This is a genomic window from Geopseudomonas aromaticivorans (genome assembly GCF_019097855.1).
In the GTDB taxonomy this organism is placed as follows: domain Bacteria; phylum Pseudomonadota; class Gammaproteobacteria; order Pseudomonadales; family Pseudomonadaceae; genus Geopseudomonas; species Geopseudomonas aromaticivorans.
The window spans coordinates 55845-75564 of record NZ_JAHRGL010000049.1; the positions used below are offsets into that span (position 1 = coordinate 55845).

A 19720-nucleotide genomic window follows, 5' to 3' on the forward strand; every position below is an offset into this window, starting at 1 on the left:
CGAGCCTCCTTTCAGCGCCCACGGGCGCCGCCACGGGCGCCACCCCGTGAAGACGATGGAACCGAGCGTTGTACCGACCGACCGCTGCTGCGTTCTGCCTGCGGCCGACTGGCCGAGACGCGACTGGTCTGGCCGCGGCTGGCGGATACCTGCGAGCGCGCGGGATTGCGCGCATCGGCGAAGGCGTTGTTGCGCGTCCCCTGCCCGCTGGAATACTGCTGCCGCGCCTGCTGGCGCGCCTGCGGACTGCTTTGCGTGCGCTGGCGCGGCTGGGCGCTGGCCTGGGGTCGCTGGCCGATCCGCTCGGGCTGGTTGCGCATCTCGCGATCCGCGACCTGGGCCCGCTCACGCGCCTCGCGGTTGCTGGTGGCCGGCGCCTCGATGCCGCGCTCGCCCAGTGCTTGGCGGGCACCCTCGCGCTCGGCGCTCTGCGCCCGTTCGCGCGCTTCGCGATTGCTGGTAGCCGGCGCGTCGAGGCCGCGCTGGCTCAGGGCCTGGCTGGCCCGCTCGCGGTCGGCGGTGCGCGCCGGCTCGCGACCGCGCAGGGCGTCGCGCTGCTCGCTGCCGGGCAGGCGCTGGCCGTACTGCTCGCGGCTGGCGCGGTCGCGATAGGGCACGCCGTCGCGGTTGGCCGCATTGTGCTGCCACTTGTTCTGACTGGCGTCGATCTTCCGGTTGCTGTTGATGTTGTTGTAGTGGTTGACGTCGATGTCGACGTCGCCGCCTCCCCAGTCGCAGTCGCCCCACAGCGAGTCGACAATCGCCACCCCCGCGGCGAAGCCCAGCCCGGCGACCAGCGCGGAGCCGAAGTAGTAGCCCGGCGGCGGCGGGTAGTACGCCGGCGGATAGGACGGGTTGGGCCAGGTGCCGTAGACCTCGCTGGGGTTGTAGCTGGGCACGTAGACCACCTGCGGATCGGCCGGCTCGATGATGATGGTCTGCTCGGCAGGCGGTGCCTGCACCACCGTGGTGGTGCTGGACGGCGCCTCCGTCTGCACGACGGTGGTGGGGCCGCCCGACGCCGCCTGCACGGTGACGCGCTGCTGCTCGTTGGACTCGAGGTGGCCGGCGGCCTGGGCCTGGCGGCGCAGGCGCTGCACCGAATCCATCAGGTCGTCGGGCTGGGCGAGAAAGGCATCGCCGACCCGCTGTACCCACGCCGGGTCCTGGCCGAGGGTGACCAGCACCGCCGGGAAGGCGACCAGCGACTGCACGCTCGGGTCCCAGGGCTGCTCGGCGACCTGGCGCACGGCGGCGTCGCCGTTGGCCTGCGGATTCGCCTTGGACCAGGCCACGGCGTCGGCGACATCGCCCGGGTAGGTCGAGGCCATCAGCACCTGGGCCAGCAGGGAGTCGGGATACAGGGCGATCGGCGCCATCATCTGGTCCAACTCTTCGGCACGGAACACCGCCTTGACCGACGCCGGCGCAGCGGTGGGGGGCGCCGCGGGCACGGGCACAGCAGACGCGGCTGCCGGTGCCGGGGCGGGCGGCGCCACCGCCGGGGCATTCTGGGCTGAGGGGGCATCCTTGTCCGGGCAGCCGACCAGGGCCATCACGGCGAGCAGGACGGCGCTGAAACGACGATCGATACGCATGGCCCTTCTCCTTGGGAAGAAAAGCGGGGCGAAATGCTTTAGACATGGCACGCCGCCATCCGTGCAACGGGTAGCGGCCCAGAAAAGCATAGGCGCTGCGCGGGGAGGCGCCGGAAGAGCCGACCGGGTGCAACGGGCTTGCGTAGCAGACGGCAGGGCCGTTGGCAGGACCGGGCCAGTCCGCAAGCACGCCAGCCGGCAAATGGCCGGCGCGGGGATCGGACGGGGGATGAAGCACCGCGCAGTGTCGGTAGCGGCAGGCCCTCAGCGGTGCGCGGGAGCGATAGTCGCGTGGCGGGGAGGGAATCAGCCGCGCAGCGGGCCGGCGTAGCGGGCCTGGGTGTATTTCTCGATGAGCTGCGCTTCGCTCAGCATCGGCGCCGCCGGACGGATGCCGCTGAGTTCGCTGAGGCGCTCGCCCAGGGCGCGGGTTTCATCGACCGACGATGCCACGCAGGCCTCCAGCATGCGATCCACCGCGCCCTCCTGGCTGATGCGGATATCCACGGCCTGCTCCTCTCGCAGCCGACGGCGGACCTTCTGCATGCAATCGAGTACTTCTCTGGTGAATTCCATCTGCATCCCCTCTGTTGTTGCCACCTCAGGCGTCGGCAAGGCTAAAGCAAAGCCCGTACCAGCCCTCCACAGCCCGCTCGGTGCGGCCTGTGGAGGGCATTCCAGAGCGGCCCGCGGGCAGCATCGGTGCGCCATGCACCGGATCGGCGCACCCCGGCGCACCGAAAACGATCTGCGCGTTCGCGCCGCCAGGAGCGGATCGGCCATAGCCCCGCATGCGGGCAGCACTCGAGCTCGGCGCGGGTCCTGGCCAGCGCGGCCTCATGCTCCAGGGCGAGCTGCTCGGCCCTCTGCTGGTTGCTCTCCAGCGGCTGGCGGCTGTCGCCCAGCTCGGCGCGCAACGGCTCGGTCTGCTCGCGCAGCGGGGCGCTGGGGTCGGCGGGAGTAATGAAGGGGGCCGGGCTTGAAGGCGCTGCCGTCCTTGCCGAACGACTGCTGATACCCGATGGCCAGGGCGCGGGCGACCTTGATTCCGTCCAGCGTCTCGCCGAGCTGACGCAGCTTGATCGGCGTGGCGTTGGCATCGCTGGCGAATACCCGCTCGGCTGTGCGGGCGAGCGGGAAGAACACCGGGTCGCGCTCCTTGAGGACGGCGAAGTTACTGCTTTCGGCCATGTTCCATCCCTTGAAGATCGTCCCCCCCGGATCGGCTGTGCGGTGGGCAAGATGATGCCAGCCCAAGGATGCTACGGATACTTGACGGACTACGGCTCGGCGGGCGGCAGAATGGTGCGCGCGATGCCGTCCGGGATGCCTAGACCTCTACCAGCCGTGACAGTGCGCGCAAAGTCCCAGACGCATACCGAGAGACAGATCACGCCCGCGGCAAGGCCGGGGTCGGACGCTGCCCCTGCCGGCATGCGACAATCGCCCCCTCGCTTGCAGATCAATACAGTGAAATACCGACATGAGCACAGATGCCTTCACGGAACGCTTGGGCACCATCAAGACCGACTTCATCCAGGGCGATGACGGCCGCGACCTAATCATCGGACGACACGGCCGCGACGTCCTGCTCGGCGAAGGCGGTGACGACCGCATCGAGGCCGGCCACGGCAACGACATCCTGGCCGGCGGCGCCGGCAACGACATGCTGTACGGCGGCAAAGGCCGCGACACCTACCAGTGGAATTTCACCGAGATACAGCCGGGCGACCGCGACACGCTGTTCGACGACCGCGGCAGCCGCCTGCAGCTCGACGATGACCTGCTGGCACAACTGCTGCTCGATGGCAAACCCCTGGACAGCCTCAAGAGCCGCAAGGTTGTCGGCGACACCATCGACGCCGACAACAGCATCGCCTGGCAAAACGGCAGCCTGCTGATCGATCTGGACGGCAACGGCCAGTTCGATCCGACCACCGACACCCAGATCGAGATTGTCGGCAACGCCACCCGCCTTACCTTCGCAGCCAGCAGCGACTTGCTGATACTTGGCTAAAGGGGGCATGCACCCTTTGACTCCCCCTGCGTCGTGGGACCAAGCAAGTACGCGCCATGGCCGGCGAGATTAACGTCGGGGAATTGGCCGTCGTACTGACGCGGATTCGCGTCGAGCGGGTAGTCATCGAGGGGAGCGGCAGCAGGTAGGCGAGAAGCATGTCGCCATCCTGCCGCCGCCGCTTCAACCAACCGAGCAGCTGTGACCCAATCAGGGGATTCAGGCCCAAAAACGACTTAGGCCCGCATCGCTGCGAGCCTAAGTCGTTAATTTAGATGGTGCCGGCACCAGGAATTGAACCCGGGACCTACTGATTACAAGTCAGTGGGCGTACCGATACCTGCTGATTTACGAAACACTACAAACCTATACAGAATGCGGCTTTCAGCCTACTCTTGCCTTAACGGGCTAACACGAAAATCGACCAAATTTGTTAGCCCGTGTTAGCCCGGTGTTAGCCCGGCACAGCAGAGGCAGGATCATGGCAAAGCTGAAATTCACCAAAACGGCACTGCTGGCGCTGCAACCGCCAGAGGCAGGCAAGCGCCTGGCCGTATACGACACCGAAGTGCCGAAGCTGGCGATGCGGATCACTTCGGCCGGCACCCGCACCTTCTACGTCGTAAAGCGTGCCGGCTCCTCGATTGCCTGGGTGAAGCTCGGCACCTTCCCCGAGATGACCGTCGAGCAGGCCCGCGGCGAGGCGCAGAAGATCCTCGGCGAGTTCGCCACCGGAGCCAACCCAGCAGCAGCACGTCGCGCCATTCGTCAGGAGCCGACTTTCACCGAGATGCTGGCCGACATGCTGACGCACAAGAAGAAGCGTGACGGCTCGCCGATCACCGAGCGCACCAAGAAGGACTACCTCGACACCGCGCGGCTTCACATGGGAGCCATCGCCAACAGCAAGCTGTCGCACATCACCCGCTCCGAGGTGAAGGCGATTCACACCAAGGCGAGCAAGAAGAGCGCACGCCAAGCTGACAAGTCCGTTGCCATCATTTCCTCGGTGTTCAACTACGCCGCCGATCATGAGCACTTCAGCGGCACCAACCCGGCCAGCCGCATCCAGAAAAATGCCGTATCCGAGCGCGACCGCTTCGTCCAGGCCGCAGAACTACCCTACCTGTTCGATGCCATCGGCGAATCCAGCCTGAGCGACTTCTTTCTGCTGTCACTGCTGACTGGCGCACGCCGCTCCAACGTACAAGCGATGGCCTGGCGCGAACTCGACCTCGACGCGCGCATCTGGCGCATCGGCATGACCAAGAACGGCACTCCGCAGAATGTCACCCTGCCGCCCGAGGCCGTGACTGCCCTGCATGCCCGCAAGCGCACGACCGGCACCTCGCAATTCGTGTTTCCTGGCGACGGCAAGACCGGCCATCTTGTCGAGCCGAAGAAGGCATGGGCAGCGATCCTGCTCCGCGCCAGCCTGCGCCGCCTGCTCGACCACCTGGAAAGCCTCGGCAAACTGACTGCCGAGGAGCGCCAGCGCGCCGACAAGCAGATCACCGAAGCGCCAGCCGCCACCAGCAAGCGTTATCGAGCCATAGCCGACGCGCTGGAAATTGACCCGCCGCTCTATGACATGACCGACCTGCGCATCCATGACCTGCGCCGCACCCTAGGGAGCTGGCAGGCCAAGACCGGCGCATCGATGGCTATCATCGGCAAGAGTCTGAACCACAAGAGCCTGCAATCGACGGCGATCTATGCCCGACTCGACCTCGATCCGGTACGTCAGTCTGTCGAGACGGCGACGCAGGCCATGCTTGAGGCAGGAGGCATCAAACAGCCGGCTGAAGTAGTGAATCTGCTGAAACGAGCCCCGAAAAAAAGAAATTGAGAGACAGCTTGGCCAAGTACTAACCAGTCTAGCCTGATGGGTAAAAACGGATTACTCAACCGCCTGACTGGTTACCGTTGCGAATAGATTAAGGATGACATAGGGAATGATGGAAACTCCAACCGCCGACCAGTTTAATGAGCTAGCAATGGCTGCAGAGCGGTATAGCAAACTCTTTTACGAGCGCGGAGCTGCGCTGGCGTATGGAACATTCGACGAAGAAATAAGCGAAGATGAGATAGTTTCACTATCGATTCACCTATCCAATGCCAACAATGAAGCATGGGATCTATCCTTAGGCACAGAAGGCCTTTTCGTGCTTAGCTGGCTGCATGAGCAACCAGCCTTCTGCCTCGCAAGAGAGGCATTAGGATTCGTTCCACTGGATCAGGATAAAGGCTGGCAGCCTCGCTTCGAGCAGATCATCCGCCGATGGGCTGCGCGCAAGAAGCGTCATGGCGGGACGCTCGTATGGAGCATTGAGAGAGAAAGTAAAAAGTTCCTCACCTATTTATCTGGAATTGCAAAGGCTGCCCACGGCTATATAACAAAGCGTCGCGTTCGCGCCGCAATAGATGGCCCTGAAAAAATTGAAAAAATAAAGTCACTACTAACTGAAATTGAGCAGCTACTTGCTGCGGAATGGATACCAGAAAATCACAGAAAAAATCTTTTACGCCTAATCAATACAAGCAAAGCAATTGATCTCCTTGAAAATCAAGAAATAATCAGCACCCCATTGAGCCGCCGAAATGATAATGACCTACCAGCAAGACTTATGGCATCTGAAATAATCCGCCTTCATCACGAACTATTCTCAGCCACACACAAGCGTGCAGTATTCCATTTGATGGGCATGGCATTCATTGAGCGCCCGCTAGAAATGCGAACAATTGAGCGCCTAGCCAAGGCTGAAAAAGACCGCCTATCCCAAAGCTGCGACAGAAGAAACCCATAGCAGCCACCATTTCTGACGACACAGCCAGCGCTTATTTACATAAATTTTAGACGGCAGGATACCGGCGATATAACTCCTCCTTTGCCGTCGTCAAGCGGATCTTTTTTTCCGAGCATAGCCCCGTAAATTTTATCCACACGGGGCTTACTCTATGACCACCACCCACACCACCAACATCTCGGCCATCAAGGCCGAGATCGCCGCCCAGCTCGGTTTCGACCCGAACAGTCCGCCCGCCCACATCGATGACAAGCTGGCAGCCGACGCCCTCGGCCTGAAGCCGACCACCCTCGCCGTCTGGCGCTCGACCGGGCGCTACAACCTGCCTTACCTCAAGGTTGGCCGCCTGGTGAAGTACCGCCTGAGCGACCTTGCCGAGTTCCTCGCTCGCCGCACCGCCAAACACACCGGCGAGGTGCGCTAATGATCGTCATCAACAACCACCGCATCGAAGAACATCGGGAGTTCGTTCTCGAGCAACTGATTCCGCTGATCGTCGGCCATGCCCGCAACAGCGGCTCCCCAAGCGAAGCCGTAACCCTGGCGTCCTTCTTCGCCCTGGCGACGATCCTCCAGGCAGAAGGCATGTCGCGCAGCACGCTGCTTCAGGCCATCGACACCGCGCGCCTCTCCGAGCACGAGGCATCGGAGGTACTGCACTGATGCCCTCCCCCATCGATTTGGTCCTCTCGCGCCTGGACGGCGTGAAACCTACAGGCAGGGGCAAATGGATGGCCCGCACTCCGACCCGCAAGGACAAGACTCCGAGTCTGTCCATACGGGAGCTCGATGACGGCCGCGTGCTGCTGAAAGACTTCGGTGGTGACGACACCCCTGATGTCCTGGCAGCCATCGGCCTGACCTTTTCCGACCTGTATCCGGACAGTGTCCGCCGCCCCGCCCGGTGCAGGCCGAACAGTACCGCCGTCGAAGTCGAGCGCCGCATCGTCACCTACGGCACATCCTTGCTGGAACAAGGCTCCAAGCTGCCGCAGTCCGACCTGGAGCGCCTGGAGGTGGCTCGCCGCCGCCTCGCTCAACTGGAGGGCCGTGCATGACCGTACAGCAAAAAGACCCCTTCAAAGATCAGTGGACCGAGATCGACCAGCGCCTGGCCAGCACGCCGCCGTTCCGCTTCATCGCGGCCTGCGAGATGCCGGTGAACCCCATCGCCTGGCTGATCGAAAGCTACATCGAGGCGGATGCGCTCGCGGTGCTGTACGGCCCTCCCGGCAAGGGCAAGTCGTTCCTCGCCCTGGACATGTCGTGCTGCATTGCTACCGGCCAGCCGTTCCATGGGCACGACGTGAAGCCGGGGGCCGTGTTCTATATCGCCGGTGAAGGCCACAACGGCCTAGCACGGCGTCTGAGGGCCTGGGCTCAGCACAACGACACGGAGATGCCGGTGCTGCTGTTCATGTCCGAAGCCCCCACCGATCTGGCCAGCGCCAGCAATGCCGCGAAGGTGGCTGAGGCCGTTCAACAGCTTGCCGACAGGACTGGCGAGACCCCGGCACTGATCGTTATCGACACGATGGCCCGTAACTTCGGCGGCGACGAAAACAGCGCAACCGATGTGGGACAGTTCATCCGTAATGCCGACGCGCTGCGCCGGCACTGGAAAGCCACCGTGCTGATCGTCCACCACAGCGGCAAGAACGGCGAGCGCGGCGCACGCGGATCTTCGGCGCTGAAAGGCGCTGCCGATGCCGAGTACGAGGTCAGTCGCAGCGAGGATGACCAGTTGATCCGCCTGACCCCGCGCAAGATGAAGGATGCCGAGGAGCCGCCGCCGCTCGCCTTCGAGCTGATCGGTGTGCCGGTACGCGATGACGCCGGGAGCCTGGTCGGTGGTGCAGCGCTGAAGCTGGCGCAACACTCCGAACCCGACCCGGTCACGAAGCAGCTGGGCAAGCACCAGAAGGCCGCGCTTGATGTTCTGCAGCAGATGCACACGGAGATTGCCGACCGACTCGCCCGCCAAGGGCGGGAGGGGCATCCGGTCCTTATCCTGGTTGATGACTGGAGGGCGAAGTGTGAAGCGAACGACATGCCTCGCAACCGCTTTCATGATGCCAAGAGCAGCCTGGCTGATCGCCAACAGATCCGCCTCGACGGACCGCACGTGCTTCTTGTCCGTCCGGTCCTGCCCCACATAGGGAGAACGGACCGGACGGACAGCTCGAAGGATGTGAATACCGGACAGATCGGACGGGAACCGGACGCAAATCGGACGGATACCGGACAGCCCACCGAGGCACCGGACTACGAGGACATCTGAGCCATGGCCGCACTGGACTATCTGCGCCGGGCCGGCCTGACTGTCGAAGCCGTTGCCGACAAGCTGCGAGTCTCGCCGCGTGAGCGGATCACTCCGGAAGCTCGCCAGTACATCACCGACCACAAGGCAGCGTTGCTGGCCGAGCTGACAGCTGCCATGCCGCCGCAGCCTCGCGCCTGGCTCCACCTGCTGGCGCTGGCCGATGGCCGGGTGACCCAGCGCACTGGCGACCTGGACACCACCAGCGTCGAGGGAGAGGTACGACTGCAGTTCGGCGAGGAACTGCTCGCCGTGGTGCCCGTCCCGGGATTCGAGCGGCTGCTGAGCCTCGAAGAGATCGCCAAGGCGCTAGCTGGCACCCTCGCTGCGCCGGCAGCACTGCCGCCGCCGTCGAATACATGGCTGACACGTGTCGCCCGCCTGCTCGGCACCCGACCGGCCGAGCTGCTGGATGGCGAGTATCTGGAGCAGCACGATCTTGTCGAGCTGGCCGGCAGCGATGCGGCCCTGGTGGTCGAGACGATTCGGAGCAGCCCGGCCTGGATCAACCGCAGGGCGCATTCGGCCCCGTCGACTGCGGTGATACCCGTAGAGGAGGACACCGAGCCTCAGCGTACCGTCCACACGGCTGCTACGGCGTCGGTGGACTGGCTGACAGCCCGCGATCAGTTCTACCAGCACCTGATGACCTGCAGGGACTGCCACGCTCCTGCGGGCCGCTACTGCCCCAGCGGCAGCGACCTGCGCCTGCACTACAACAACACCTCACAGGAGACGAACGAATGACCGACAAAATCAAGGTGTCTCTGCGTAAGGGAGAAACACAGTCCCAGGCCATGGCCCGCGTAGCCCTGACCCCGGAATGCCTCAGCGCCGCCGTACTGGTAGACAGCAAGCTGATGGGCGATGTGGATGTAACCGAGGTCGTGGACGAACTGCGCCGGCAGACCGCCGCGCTCAACAGCGGCGACCTGACCCGTGCCGAGGACATGCTGCTGGCGCAGGCCCACACACTGGATAGCCTTTTCGCCCAGCTCACCGGTCGGGCGCTGCGCTCGCAGCAGCGCGATGGCCTGGAATCCTACATGCGACTGGCGCTCAAGGCCCAGAACCAGGCCAGGGCTACCCTGCAGACCCTGGCCGAGCTGAAGGCACCCCGGCAGGTCGCCTTCGTACAGCAGGCCAACATCGGCCATCAGGTGCAGGTCAACAACGGCACGACCAGGCAGCCCGCGCGCACGCGGAAATCCGCAAAAGCGCCGAACGAACTATTGGAGGTGGAACATGGCGAACGGCTGGACACCCGAGCGAAGAGCTCGACAGGCAGAACTGATCAGGCAGTGGCAACCCTGGAAGCAGAGCACCGGCCCGAAAAGCCCGGAAGGCAAGGCCACAGCCGCGCATAACGCCTGGAAGGGCGGCACCAGAATGCTGCTGCGCGACCTGGCTCGTGAGCTGCGCGAGCAGGACCAGGCCCGACGCGAGCTGCTCGAATGATCATTGATACTCCGCCTCGCAAGACGTGCCACCACGGGTACCAGCCTCTACGCAACAGGCCATTGGCTATGGCACCCACGGCATCATGGTGTGTATCTTTCCCCGCACCATGAGCGCCCGCACCCACCGATGCGCTCACCACGCGATCTACGCAGGACACGCCCCTCTGCACCAGAGGGGCTTAGCTATTAGGGAGTGATCCGATGAATCCCATCGAGCAACAGTTTTTCAACGACCTTGAGAAGAGGCTCTGGACCGCAGCCGACAAGCTGCGCTCCAACCTTGATGCTGCCGTGTACAAACACGTCGTGCTCGGGCTGATCTTCCTGAAGTACGTCTCCGATGCTTTTGAAGAGCGCCAGCGGGAGCTGCGCGCGCAACTCACCAACCCGGCCGATGAATACTTCATGGACCCGGAGGATTACGGGGATCTAGGCAGCGAAGAATACGAGGAGAATCTCGCCGCCGAACTGGAAGTGCGCGACTACTACACCGAGAAGAACGTGTTCTGGGTGCCGCTCGAAGCGCGCTGGCAAACCCTGCGCGATTGCGCCCAGCTGCCGCCCAAATCGCCCCTGCCCTGGGACAAGCCTGGCAAGGACGAGCCGGAAGAAATGCGCAGCGTGGGCTGGCTGATCGACAACGCCATGGAAGCCATCGAGCGCGAAAACGCCAAGCTCAAGAACGTGCTCAACAAGGACTTCGCCCGCACTCAGATCGACAGCCACAAGCTGGCCGACCTGATCGCCCACTTTTCCGACACGAACTTCAGCCAGCCCAGCTACAACGGGCAGCCGCTAGACCTCAAGAGCAAGGACATCCTCGGCCACGTCTACGAATACTTCCTTGGCCAGTTCGCCTTGGCCGAAGGCAAGAAGGGCGGCCAGTACTACACGCCCAAAAGCATCGTCACGCTCATCGTCGAAATGCTGCAGCCCTTCAAGGGCCGCGTGTACGACCCGGCCATGGGCTCGGGCGGTTTCTTCGTGCAGAGCGAGGAGTTCATCGAATTGCACGGCGGCAAGGTGGCCAACGGCAAGACCGGCCAGATCAGCGTCTACGGCCAGGAGAGCAACCCCACCACCTGGCGCCTGGCGGCCATGAACATGGCCATTCGCGGCATCGACTTCAACTTCGGCGTCCAGCCCGCCGACACCATGCTCAACGACCTGCACCCCGACCTGCGCGCCGACTACGTGATGGCCAACCCGCCCTTCAACATGAAGGAATGGTGGAACGCCAGCCTGGACAATGACCCGCGCTGGCTGGTGGGCACACCGCCACAAGGCAACGCCAACTTCGCCTGGCTGCAGCACATGCTCTACCACCTGGCTCCCACCGGCAGCATGGCGCTGCTGTTGGCCAATGGCTCGATGAGCAGCAACACCAATAACGAAGGCGAGATCCGTAAGCAACTGATAGAGCGCGACTATGTGGAGTGCATGGTCGCCCTGCCCGGCCAGTTGTTCACCAACACGCAGATTCCGGCCTGCATCTGGTTCCTGACCAAAGACAAGGCCAACGGCTTCAACCTCGACAAGAAAAAGCGCGACCGGCGCGGTGAGTTCCTGTTCATCGACGCCCGCCAGCTCGGCTACATGAAGGACCGCGTGCTACGCGATTTCACGGTGGAGGACATCCAGAAGATCGCAGACACCTTCCATGCATGGCAGCACGGCGAGGGCTACGCAGACGTGCCCGGCTTCTGCTACTCGGCCACGCTTGAAGACATCCGCAAGCATGAACACGTGCTGACGCCGGGGCGCTATGTGGGGACAGAAGAGCAGGAAGACGACGGCGAAGCCTTTGCCGACAAGATGTCACGGCTGACGGCGCTGCTGGCGGAGCAGTTTGCCGAAAGCGCCAAGCTGGAAGGGGAAATCAAGAAGAACTTGGCGGGGTTGGGTTACGAATTGCCGGCGGAGGCCATCAATGTGGACTGAAATTCCGGCAAAAGAATTTTGCGCCTCAGTAAGAGATGGAACTCACGACTCGCCCAAGCCAGTTGAGAGCGGACGATTTCTTATTACCTCGCGCCACATCATTGGAGGGCAAATCGACTTATCGAATGCCTATCTCATATCAATCGATGATTTTGAGGCCATCAACAAGAGAAGCAAGGTTGATAGATGGGACGTACTGATCTCGATGATTGGCACGGTTGGTGAGCCATGCCTCGTGAGAGAGGAGCCAGAGTTCGCCATCAAAAATATTGGTCTTTTCAAGACTAAGGGCGAGCTGGATGGCAAGTGGCTTTATTACTACCTAACGAGCCCACAAGCACAGGCATTGATTCGTCAAAGTTCGAGAGGGACGACGCAAGCCTATGTTCCTCTAGGAGCTCTGCGAGATTTTCCCGTTAGAGTTCCAAGGGACCGAGAGGTCATGCGAGCCATAACAAATGTGCTTGGCGGGCTTGATGAAAAAATCAACCTCAACCGCCGCATCAACCAAACCATCGAAGCCATGGCGCAAGCCATCTTCAAATCGTGGTTTGTCGATTTCGACCCGGTCAAAGCCAGGATCGCCGCCATTCAGGAAGGCCGCGACCCGCGGCGCGCTGCCATGAGTGCCATCAGCGGCAAGCCCGACGCTGAACTAGACGCCCTGCCTCCCGAACAATACGACCAACTCGCCGCCACCGCCGCGCTGTTTCCGGATGAACTGGAGGAGTCGGAGTTGGGGGAGATTCCGAGGGGGTGGATCTGTGGTGCACTCGGTGATATTTGCAGCTTCACCGCGGGCAGCGCGTTTAAGCCGGAACACCAAGGAAGCACTGAAGGGGACTATCCGTTCATCAAGGTTAGCGACATGAACCTTGCTGGCAACGAGGTGTTCATTCAATCGGCTAACAACTACGTCAGCAGAGCTCAGCAGTCTGAAATGAAGGCCAAGTTGCACCCGTTGGGCGCGACGGTTTTTGCCAAAATTGGTGTGGCACTGATTTCAAATCGCAGGCGACTGCTAACAACTCCGACGATCATAGACAACAACTTGATGTCTGCCAGTCCCATTGAAGGCAAGTCGGGGAAGTACTTTTTGTACTCGATGCTCAGCACAATCGACTTCAACACCTTGGCTTCAGGTACTGCACTGCCATACATCAACGTTTCCGACCTGAAAAAAGTAGCAATTATTCGTCCGCCGTCCGATGTGTGGCGTACTTTTGAGGCTAAAGCGTCATCCATATTTTCGATGATGCAGGCTCTGACCGCACAAAGCTTAACCCTTGCAACAACTCGGAACACCCTGCTGCCTAAGTTGCTGTCAGGTGAGGTTGAGGTATTTGGAAAGTCCGAGAGCTAATCATGGAATTTTGGCGCCCAAAATATCACGAATACCTCAACTCCGAAGGGGATATAGAAATCATTGGCTCCACCTTCCAGCGGAGTCGAATACTGAAAGAGCTAGAACCAGAAACGTATCAATTGTCTTTCGAGGATTGGGTAGAGGAGCGAAAAAGCAGCCTTCGCGATTTGGCGAATCAGGTGCTTGCTGCGCACGACAATGCAAATCGCTTTAGCGCTCTTAAAAAAGCATATAGCTCTCGGAACGTTATTCCTTTCCTCGGTGCGGGCCTCTCAATCCCCAGTGGCTATCCGGGATGGACGAAATTTCTGTGGGATCTGCAGATTGAGTCGCACGTCAACGCGGATGAGCTGGAGTCGCTGTTAAACGACGGAGATTATGAGGGGGCCGCCCAATTAATTCATGACGATCTTGGCCCTGCATTGTTCAACAAGCAGCTTCAGGAATGCTTTGACAGAAACTGCATTGCGACTGGCGCAATCAATCTGCTCCCATTTGTATTTCCTGGCTCCAATGTCATCACAACCAACTTCGACAAGTTACTTGAATCTGTCTTTCGGGGTCAAGACCAAGGCTTTGATCAGCCTATTTCTGGTGGCAACCTAGGCGAAGCATTACGAATTATAAATGCTGGCGGAAGATACCTGCTAAAACTACACGGCTCATGCGAAACTGTTGCGAATCGTGTGTTGCTTCGTGAGGAGTATGAACAAGCCTATGGCGATGCCGGCATCGTTGCGCGATTTTTCTCTCGATTTCTATTCGGAAAGTCACTGCTGTTTGTTGGATGTAGCTTGCTGACGGACCGCACGCTTCGGACTATGGAACAGGTGGTCACCGCAGAGGGAGCACACACCCTTCCGCAGCACTACGCCTTTCTTGAATTAAAGGACGGTGTTGATCGCGTAGAGCGCAAGAAGGCTTTGGCAAGAGCCAATATATTTCCGATCTGGTATCCAGAGGGTGAGCATGATGAATCTATCGAGGCTCTTCTGCTGGCATTGATGGAGGGTGAAAAATGATCCCCTTCAACTCTCTGGATGATCTCTCCCTGCTGCGCGAATCCGTCTCGCTCGAATGCAAATTGGCCAACGGCCGTGACGGCAAGGGCGCATTGCCGGAGGACTTCTGGCCCACCTACAGCGCCATGGCCAATACCGATGGCGGCGTGGTTATACTCGGCATGCGCGAGCGCAAGGGGCATTTCGAGCCGGCGGGTATCGAGAACGTCGACAAGGTACGCACCGAACTGTTCAACAACCTGAACAACCGCCAGAAGGTCAGTCTCAACCTGCTGACTGACAGCCAGGTGCGCGAATGGGTTGTGGATGGCAAGACCCTGCTGGTCGTCGAGATTCCCCGTGCCAGGCGCCAACAGCGCCCTGTGCATCTCACCCGCAACCCTTTTGACGGCAACACCTACCGGCGGCTGAACGAGGGTGACCGCCCCCTGCCCGACGAAGAGGTCAAGCGCATGCTGGCCGAGCAGGTGGAGGACAGTCGCGATGACCGGATTCTGCGTGGCTTCGGCTTTGCCGATCTGGACATGGACAGTTTTCGGACTTACCGCCAGGTGTTTGCCAATCGCGAACCCGGCCACCCCTGGAACGAAAAGGACGACCAGGAGTTTCTGCGCCTGATCGGTGGCTGGCGCCGTGATCGGGAAACCCATGAAGCCGGCCTGACCTTGGCGGGCCTGCTGATGTTCGGGCAGATGAGCGCCATTCAGGAAGTATTGCCCAACTACATGCTCGACTATCAGGAGCGCCCCGAGGCCCGCACGGAACGTCGCTGGATCGACCGTCTGACCCTGGACGGCAAGTGGTCAGGCAACCTCTATGATTTCTACCGCAAGGTCTACCTGAAGCTCACGGCCGACCTGAAGGTGCCCTTCCAGCTCGAAAAGGGTGAACGCCAGGACGAAACGCCCGTGCACATCGCCCTGCGCGAGGCGTTGGCCAATGTCCTGGTGCATGCGGATTACAGCGAGCGCGCCTCGGTGCTAGTGGTCAAGCGGCCCGACATGTTCGGCTTTCGCAACCCCGGCCTGATGCGTATTCCGGTCGAGGTGGCCTTACATGGTGGCGAGCCGGACTGCCGAAATCGCAACCTGCACAAGATGTTCCGCTTTGTCGGGGTTGGCGAGCAGGCGGGCACGGGTATCCCCCGGATCTTCCAGGGCTGGAAGTCGCAGCACTGGAACCCGCCCAAACTGTACGAATCATCGGTTCCGTACAACCAGACCTTGCTGGAACTGCGCATGATCGACCTGTTCCCGCAGGAGGTCATCTCCAGCCTGCGCTCGCGCTTTGGTACCGAGTTCGATCAGCTCGAAGATGGGGAGCGGGTCGCCCTGGCATTGGCCGCCAGCGAGGGGACGGTCAACCACGCCCGTTTGTGCACGGTCTCCTCTGCGCATCCGGTTGAGCTGACCCGCACCCTGCAACACCTCACCCAGCTCGGCATGCTGGCTTCGACCGGCAGCGGTCGCGGCGCGGTCTATTACCTGCCAGGCCAGGACATGCCAACGCCAGACGATGTGTTTGGCCCGGCATTCATACCGATGAGCAGCAGCTCCTCAGCTTCTGATCAGAGCTCCTCAGTTTTGACGCCCAGCTCCTCAGTTCTGGCCGCCAGCTCCTCAACTTCGCCCCAGCAATGGAACGAGCACGGTTACTTCCTCACCGATCAGCTTCCCTTGCCGGTGATCAATGACCTGAGCCGTCTGTCACCCGCCCTGCGGGAGCGCCTGGAGGGGCTTGCTGCAGAGCCACGGCGGAAGAAAAAAATGCCCAGAGAAGAGCTGGAGCAGGTGATCCTGGCCGTCTGCCAGGGGCACTACCTGACGCTGCAGGCCCTGGCGGAGCTGCTCTGCCGCAAGCCGGTCTCGTTGCGCAATGACTACCTCTCGCCGATGGTCCGGGCACGCACCCTGAGTCTGGCTTTCCCGACCACGCCGACCCACGAACGGCAGGCCTATTGCGCCACCGACACCCTGCCACGTGCCTCTGATGCCGAGTCCTGAGCCATGATGAACGAACAGCAACTTGAAGAATTGTGCCTGGGCTGGTTTCAGGAGACTGGTTGGCGTTTTGTCCACGGCCCGGACATCGCGCCGGACAGCAGCGCCCCGGAGCGCACAGACTACCGAGAGGTAGTCCTGCGTGAGCGCCTTCTGGCATCGCTGGCGCGCATCAACCCGCATATCCCTGCAGCCGCACTGGAGCAGGCCGCGCATGTGCTGAAAACGGTGAGTGAACCGCAGATGGTGGTCCGCAACCGCAGCTGCCATCGCTTGTTGCTGGACGGCGTGCAGGTGGAATTCTCAGTGGGTGATGAAAAGAAGATCGACCTGGTTCACTTCATCGACTTCGCCCAGCCGAACAACAACGACTTCTTGGTGGTGAACCAATTCACCATCACCGGCACCAAGCAGCCGCGCCGGCCGGATGTGATCGCCTTCGTCAACGGCCTGCCGCTGGCCGTGATCGAGCTGAAAAATCCCTCCAACGAGCAGACCGATATCTGGGATGCGTTCAACCAGCTGCAGACCTACAAGGACGAAGTCAGCGACCTCTTCAACTGCAATGCCGCGCTGGTGGTGAGTGACGGTTTCACTGCGCGCGTGGGCTCCCTGACTGCCAATGCCGAGCGCATTCTGCCCTGGCGCACCATCGCCAACGAGGATGATCGGCCACGTCTGCAGATGGAGCTGGAGACGGTGGTGCGCGGCTTCTTCAACCCCGAACTGTTTCTCGACTACGTGCGGCACTTTGTGTTGTTCGAGAAGGATGGTGACCGCCTCATCAAGAAGATCGCCGGCTATCACCAGTTCCACGCTGTGCGTGAGGCGGTACATGCCACTGTGATTGCGGCCAGCTCGCCTGACAAAGGCCTGCTGGAGGTCCGCGAGGACCGCGCCACCTGGGGCAAAGAGGTCAGCCCAGGTTCACGCAAGGCCGGCGTGGTCTGGCACACCCAAGGTTCGGGCAAGAGCATCACCATGGCCTGCTACGCCGGCAAGCTGCTGCAGCAGCCAGAAATGAAGAACCCTACGCTGGTTGTGGTGACCGACCGCAACGACCTGGACGGTCAGCTGTACGCCACCTTCTGCGCGGCGAGCGACCTGCTCAAGACCACCCCGGTACAAGCGGGCAGCCGCGACGAGCTGCGCGACATGCTGGCCTCACGCCAGGCAGGCGGCATCATCTTCACCACAGTGCAGAAGTTCGCCCTGCACGACGACGAAGACGCACACCCGTTGCTTTCCGATCGCACCAACATCGTGGTGATCTCGGACGAAGCCCACCGCAGCCAGTACGGCACCAAAGGTCGACTGGACACGAAAACCGGCAAGTACGTGTTCGGCTACGCCAAGCACCTGCGCGACGCCTTGGAGAACGCCACCTTCATTGGCTTCACTGGCACCCCGATTGCGCTGGAGGACAAGGACACCCGGGCAGTATTTGGCGACTACGTCAGCATCTACGACATCCAGGATGCGGTGGACGATGGTGCCACGGTGCCCATCTTCTACGAGAGCCGCCTGGCCAAGCTGGACGTAAACCAGGCCGAGATTGACGCGCTCAACGAGCAGGTAGATGAAGTCGTCGAAGATGAAGAAGACATTGCCGCCCGTGAGAAAACCAAGAGCGAATGGGCCGCACTGGAAAAGCTGGTAGGAGCAGAACCTCGCCTGCAGCAGGTGGCCCGCGACCTGATCCAGCATTTTGAAGCGCGCATCGCCGTGGCGGATGGCAAGGCCATGATCGTGTGCATGAGCCGCGACATCTGCGCTCATCTGTACAACGCCATCGTGGCACTTCGACCAGATTGGCACAGCGGCGACCCCGAACAGGGCGTCATCAAGATCGTGATGACAGGCTCTGCAGCCGACAAGCCACTGTTGCAGCCTCATCTGTACAGCAAGCAGGTGAAGAAGCGGCTGGAAGCGCGCTTCAAGGACGTGAACGACCCGCTGAAGCTGGTAATCGTGCGGGATATGTGGCTGACAGGCTTCGATGCGCCGTGCTGTCACACCATGTACATCGACAAGCCCATGAAGGGCCACAACCTGATGCAGGCGATTGCCCGCGTCAACCGGGTGTTCAAGAACAAACCGGGTGGCCTGGTGGTCGATTACATAGGCATCGCCAACGAGCTGAAGGCCGCGCTCAAGACCTATACCGATGCCAAAGGCAAGGGTGACCCCACGCACAACGCTGCTGAGGCGCTGGCGGTGCTGCTGGAGAAGATGGACATCGTGCGCAGCATGATGCACGGCTTTGACTACAGCACATTCGAGACCCAAGCCATTCAGCTACTGGTACCGGCAGCCAACCACATCCTGGGCCTGAAGGATGGCAAGACGCGCTTTCTCGACACTATGGTCGCCGTGGCAAAAGCCTTCTCGCTGTGCAGCACGCTGGATGAGGCCGCTGCCTTGCGTAAGGAGATCGCCTTCTTCTCGGCCATCAAGGCGGCCATCGCCAAGTTCACTACGGTCGACAAAAAGCGCAGCGATGCCGAGAAGAACAGCGCGCTCAAGCAGATTCTGGACAACGCCATCATCGCGGATGGCGTGGCCGATGTATTCGCGCTGGCCGGCCTGGATAAGCCCAACATCGGCCTGATGTCGGATGAATTTCTGGAAGATGTGCGGCAGATGAACAGCCGCAACCTGGCAGTAGAGCTGCTGGAGAAGCTGCTGCGCGACGAGATCAAGGCGCGCGCGCGCAACAACGTCGTGCAGGAGAAGAAGTACGGCGACCGCCTGCTGGAGACGCTGCGCAAGTATCACAACCGTGCCATCGAGACGGCGCAGGTGATCGAAGAGCTGATCCAGATGGCCAAGGAGTTCCAGGCCGCACTGGAGCGGGAAGCCGCACTGGGCCTGGGGCACGATGAAATCGCCTTCTACGACGCCTTGGCCAACAACGAGAGCGCCGTGCGCGAGCTGGGTGACGATACGCTCAAGAAGATTGCCGTGGAGATCACTGAGAAGCTGCGCGCTAGCACGACTATCGACTGGCAGGTGCGCGAGAGCGTGCGAGCGAAATTGCGCCTCTTGGTACGCCGCTGCCTGCAAAGGTGGAAGTACCCACCAGACCAGCAACCCGATGCAGTGGAGCTGGTGCTGAAGCAGGCAGAGACGCTGTCGAACGCGTGGTCGATGTAGGCCGTCAGCCACTGCAAGCGCTATCGCACAGGG

17 protein-coding genes and 1 tRNA gene are annotated in these 19720 nt (G+C 61.3%); 14 read left to right on the forward strand and 4 right to left on the reverse strand.

The window, feature by feature from the left end; genetic code table 11:
- Positions 1 to 11: 11 nt before the first annotated feature.
- From KRX52_RS14855 to KRX52_RS14865, 3 genes are all read right to left on the reverse strand, one after another.
- A complete protein-coding gene (locus tag KRX52_RS14855) occupies positions 12 to 1598 on the reverse strand; it encodes a DUF3300 domain-containing protein (RefSeq protein ID WP_217682504.1) in 1587 nt (528 codons plus the stop codon).
- 306 nt (positions 1599 to 1904) lie between these two features.
- On the reverse strand, positions 1905 to 2174 hold the full coding sequence (locus tag KRX52_RS14860; RefSeq protein ID WP_217682505.1) for a hypothetical protein: 270 nt from the start codon (positions 2172 to 2174) through the stop codon (positions 1905 to 1907).
- 261 nt (positions 2175 to 2435) lie between these two features.
- A complete protein-coding gene (locus KRX52_RS14865; RefSeq protein ID WP_217682506.1) occupies positions 2436 to 2789 on the reverse strand; it encodes a hypothetical protein in 354 nt (117 codons plus the stop codon).
- Between the two features lie 292 nt (positions 2790 to 3081).
- On the opposite strand from KRX52_RS14865, the gene KRX52_RS14870 reads away from it, so the two are divergent.
- Positions 3082 to 3615 carry a calcium-binding protein gene (locus KRX52_RS14870; protein ID WP_217682507.1) on the forward strand — a complete coding sequence of 178 codons (534 nt, stop codon included), beginning with the start codon at positions 3082 to 3084 and terminating at the stop codon, positions 3613 to 3615.
- Between the two features lie 276 nt (positions 3616 to 3891).
- Here the strand turns inward: KRX52_RS14870 and KRX52_RS14875 are convergent.
- Positions 3892 to 3959: transfer RNA gene (locus KRX52_RS14875), tRNA-Leu, on the reverse strand.
- A gap of 137 nt (positions 3960 to 4096) precedes the next feature.
- Between KRX52_RS14875 and KRX52_RS14880 the strand changes: the two genes are divergently transcribed.
- From KRX52_RS14880 to KRX52_RS14940, 13 genes are all read left to right on the forward strand, one after another.
- A complete protein-coding gene (locus KRX52_RS14880) occupies positions 4097 to 5464 on the forward strand; it encodes a tyrosine-type recombinase/integrase (RefSeq protein ID WP_217682508.1) in 1368 nt (455 codons plus the stop codon).
- Between the two features lie 106 nt (positions 5465 to 5570).
- Complete coding sequence (locus KRX52_RS14885) at positions 5571 to 6422, forward strand: hypothetical protein (RefSeq protein WP_217682509.1); 852 nt, start codon at positions 5571 to 5573, stop codon at positions 6420 to 6422.
- A gap of 151 nt (positions 6423 to 6573) precedes the next feature.
- Positions 6574 to 6846: a helix-turn-helix domain-containing protein gene (locus tag KRX52_RS14890; RefSeq protein ID WP_217682510.1), complete on the forward strand. Its 273-nt coding sequence runs from the start codon at positions 6574 to 6576 to the stop codon at positions 6844 to 6846.
- On the forward strand, positions 6846 to 7085 hold the full coding sequence (locus KRX52_RS14895) for a hypothetical protein (RefSeq protein WP_217682511.1): 240 nt from the start codon (positions 6846 to 6848) through the stop codon (positions 7083 to 7085). The genes KRX52_RS14890 and KRX52_RS14895 overlap by 1 nt, the downstream gene beginning before the upstream one ends.
- Positions 7085 to 7480: a virulence-associated protein E gene (locus KRX52_RS14900; protein ID WP_217682512.1), complete on the forward strand. Its 396-nt coding sequence runs from the start codon at positions 7085 to 7087 to the stop codon at positions 7478 to 7480. The genes KRX52_RS14895 and KRX52_RS14900 overlap by 1 nt, the downstream gene beginning before the upstream one ends.
- On the forward strand, positions 7477 to 8703 hold the full coding sequence (locus KRX52_RS14905) for an AAA family ATPase (protein WP_217682513.1): 1227 nt from the start codon (positions 7477 to 7479) through the stop codon (positions 8701 to 8703). Before KRX52_RS14900 ends, KRX52_RS14905 begins: the two co-directional genes overlap by 4 nt.
- 3 nt (positions 8704 to 8706) lie before the next feature.
- The gene (locus KRX52_RS14910; RefSeq protein WP_217682514.1) at positions 8707 to 9489 is read left to right on the forward strand and encodes a hypothetical protein; all 783 of its coding nucleotides are present in this window, start codon (positions 8707 to 8709) and stop codon (positions 9487 to 9489) included.
- Positions 9486 to 10109, forward strand: a complete 624-nt coding sequence (locus tag KRX52_RS20835) for a hypothetical protein (protein WP_254797616.1) — start codon at positions 9486 to 9488, stop codon at positions 10107 to 10109. The genes KRX52_RS14910 and KRX52_RS20835 overlap by 4 nt, the downstream gene beginning before the upstream one ends.
- Before the next feature lie 294 nt (positions 10110 to 10403).
- Entirely contained in the window at positions 10404 to 12143 is a 1740-nt protein-coding gene (locus KRX52_RS14920) for a class I SAM-dependent DNA methyltransferase (protein WP_217682515.1), read from the forward strand.
- Complete coding sequence (locus tag KRX52_RS14925; RefSeq protein ID WP_217682516.1) at positions 12133 to 13506, forward strand: restriction endonuclease subunit S; 1374 nt, start codon at positions 12133 to 12135, stop codon at positions 13504 to 13506. Before KRX52_RS14920 ends, KRX52_RS14925 begins: the two co-directional genes overlap by 11 nt.
- Before the next feature lie 2 nt (positions 13507 to 13508).
- Complete coding sequence (locus tag KRX52_RS14930) at positions 13509 to 14531, forward strand: SIR2 family protein (protein WP_217682517.1); 1023 nt, start codon at positions 13509 to 13511, stop codon at positions 14529 to 14531.
- On the forward strand, positions 14528 to 16534 hold the full coding sequence (locus KRX52_RS14935; RefSeq protein ID WP_217682518.1) for an RNA/DNA-binding domain-containing protein: 2007 nt from the start codon (positions 14528 to 14530) through the stop codon (positions 16532 to 16534). Before KRX52_RS14930 ends, KRX52_RS14935 begins: the two co-directional genes overlap by 4 nt.
- A gap of 6 nt (positions 16535 to 16540) precedes the next feature.
- Positions 16541 to 19687, forward strand: a complete 3147-nt coding sequence (locus KRX52_RS14940; protein ID WP_217682690.1) for a type I restriction endonuclease subunit R — start codon at positions 16541 to 16543, stop codon at positions 19685 to 19687.
- Positions 19688 to 19720 lie beyond the last annotated feature (33 nt).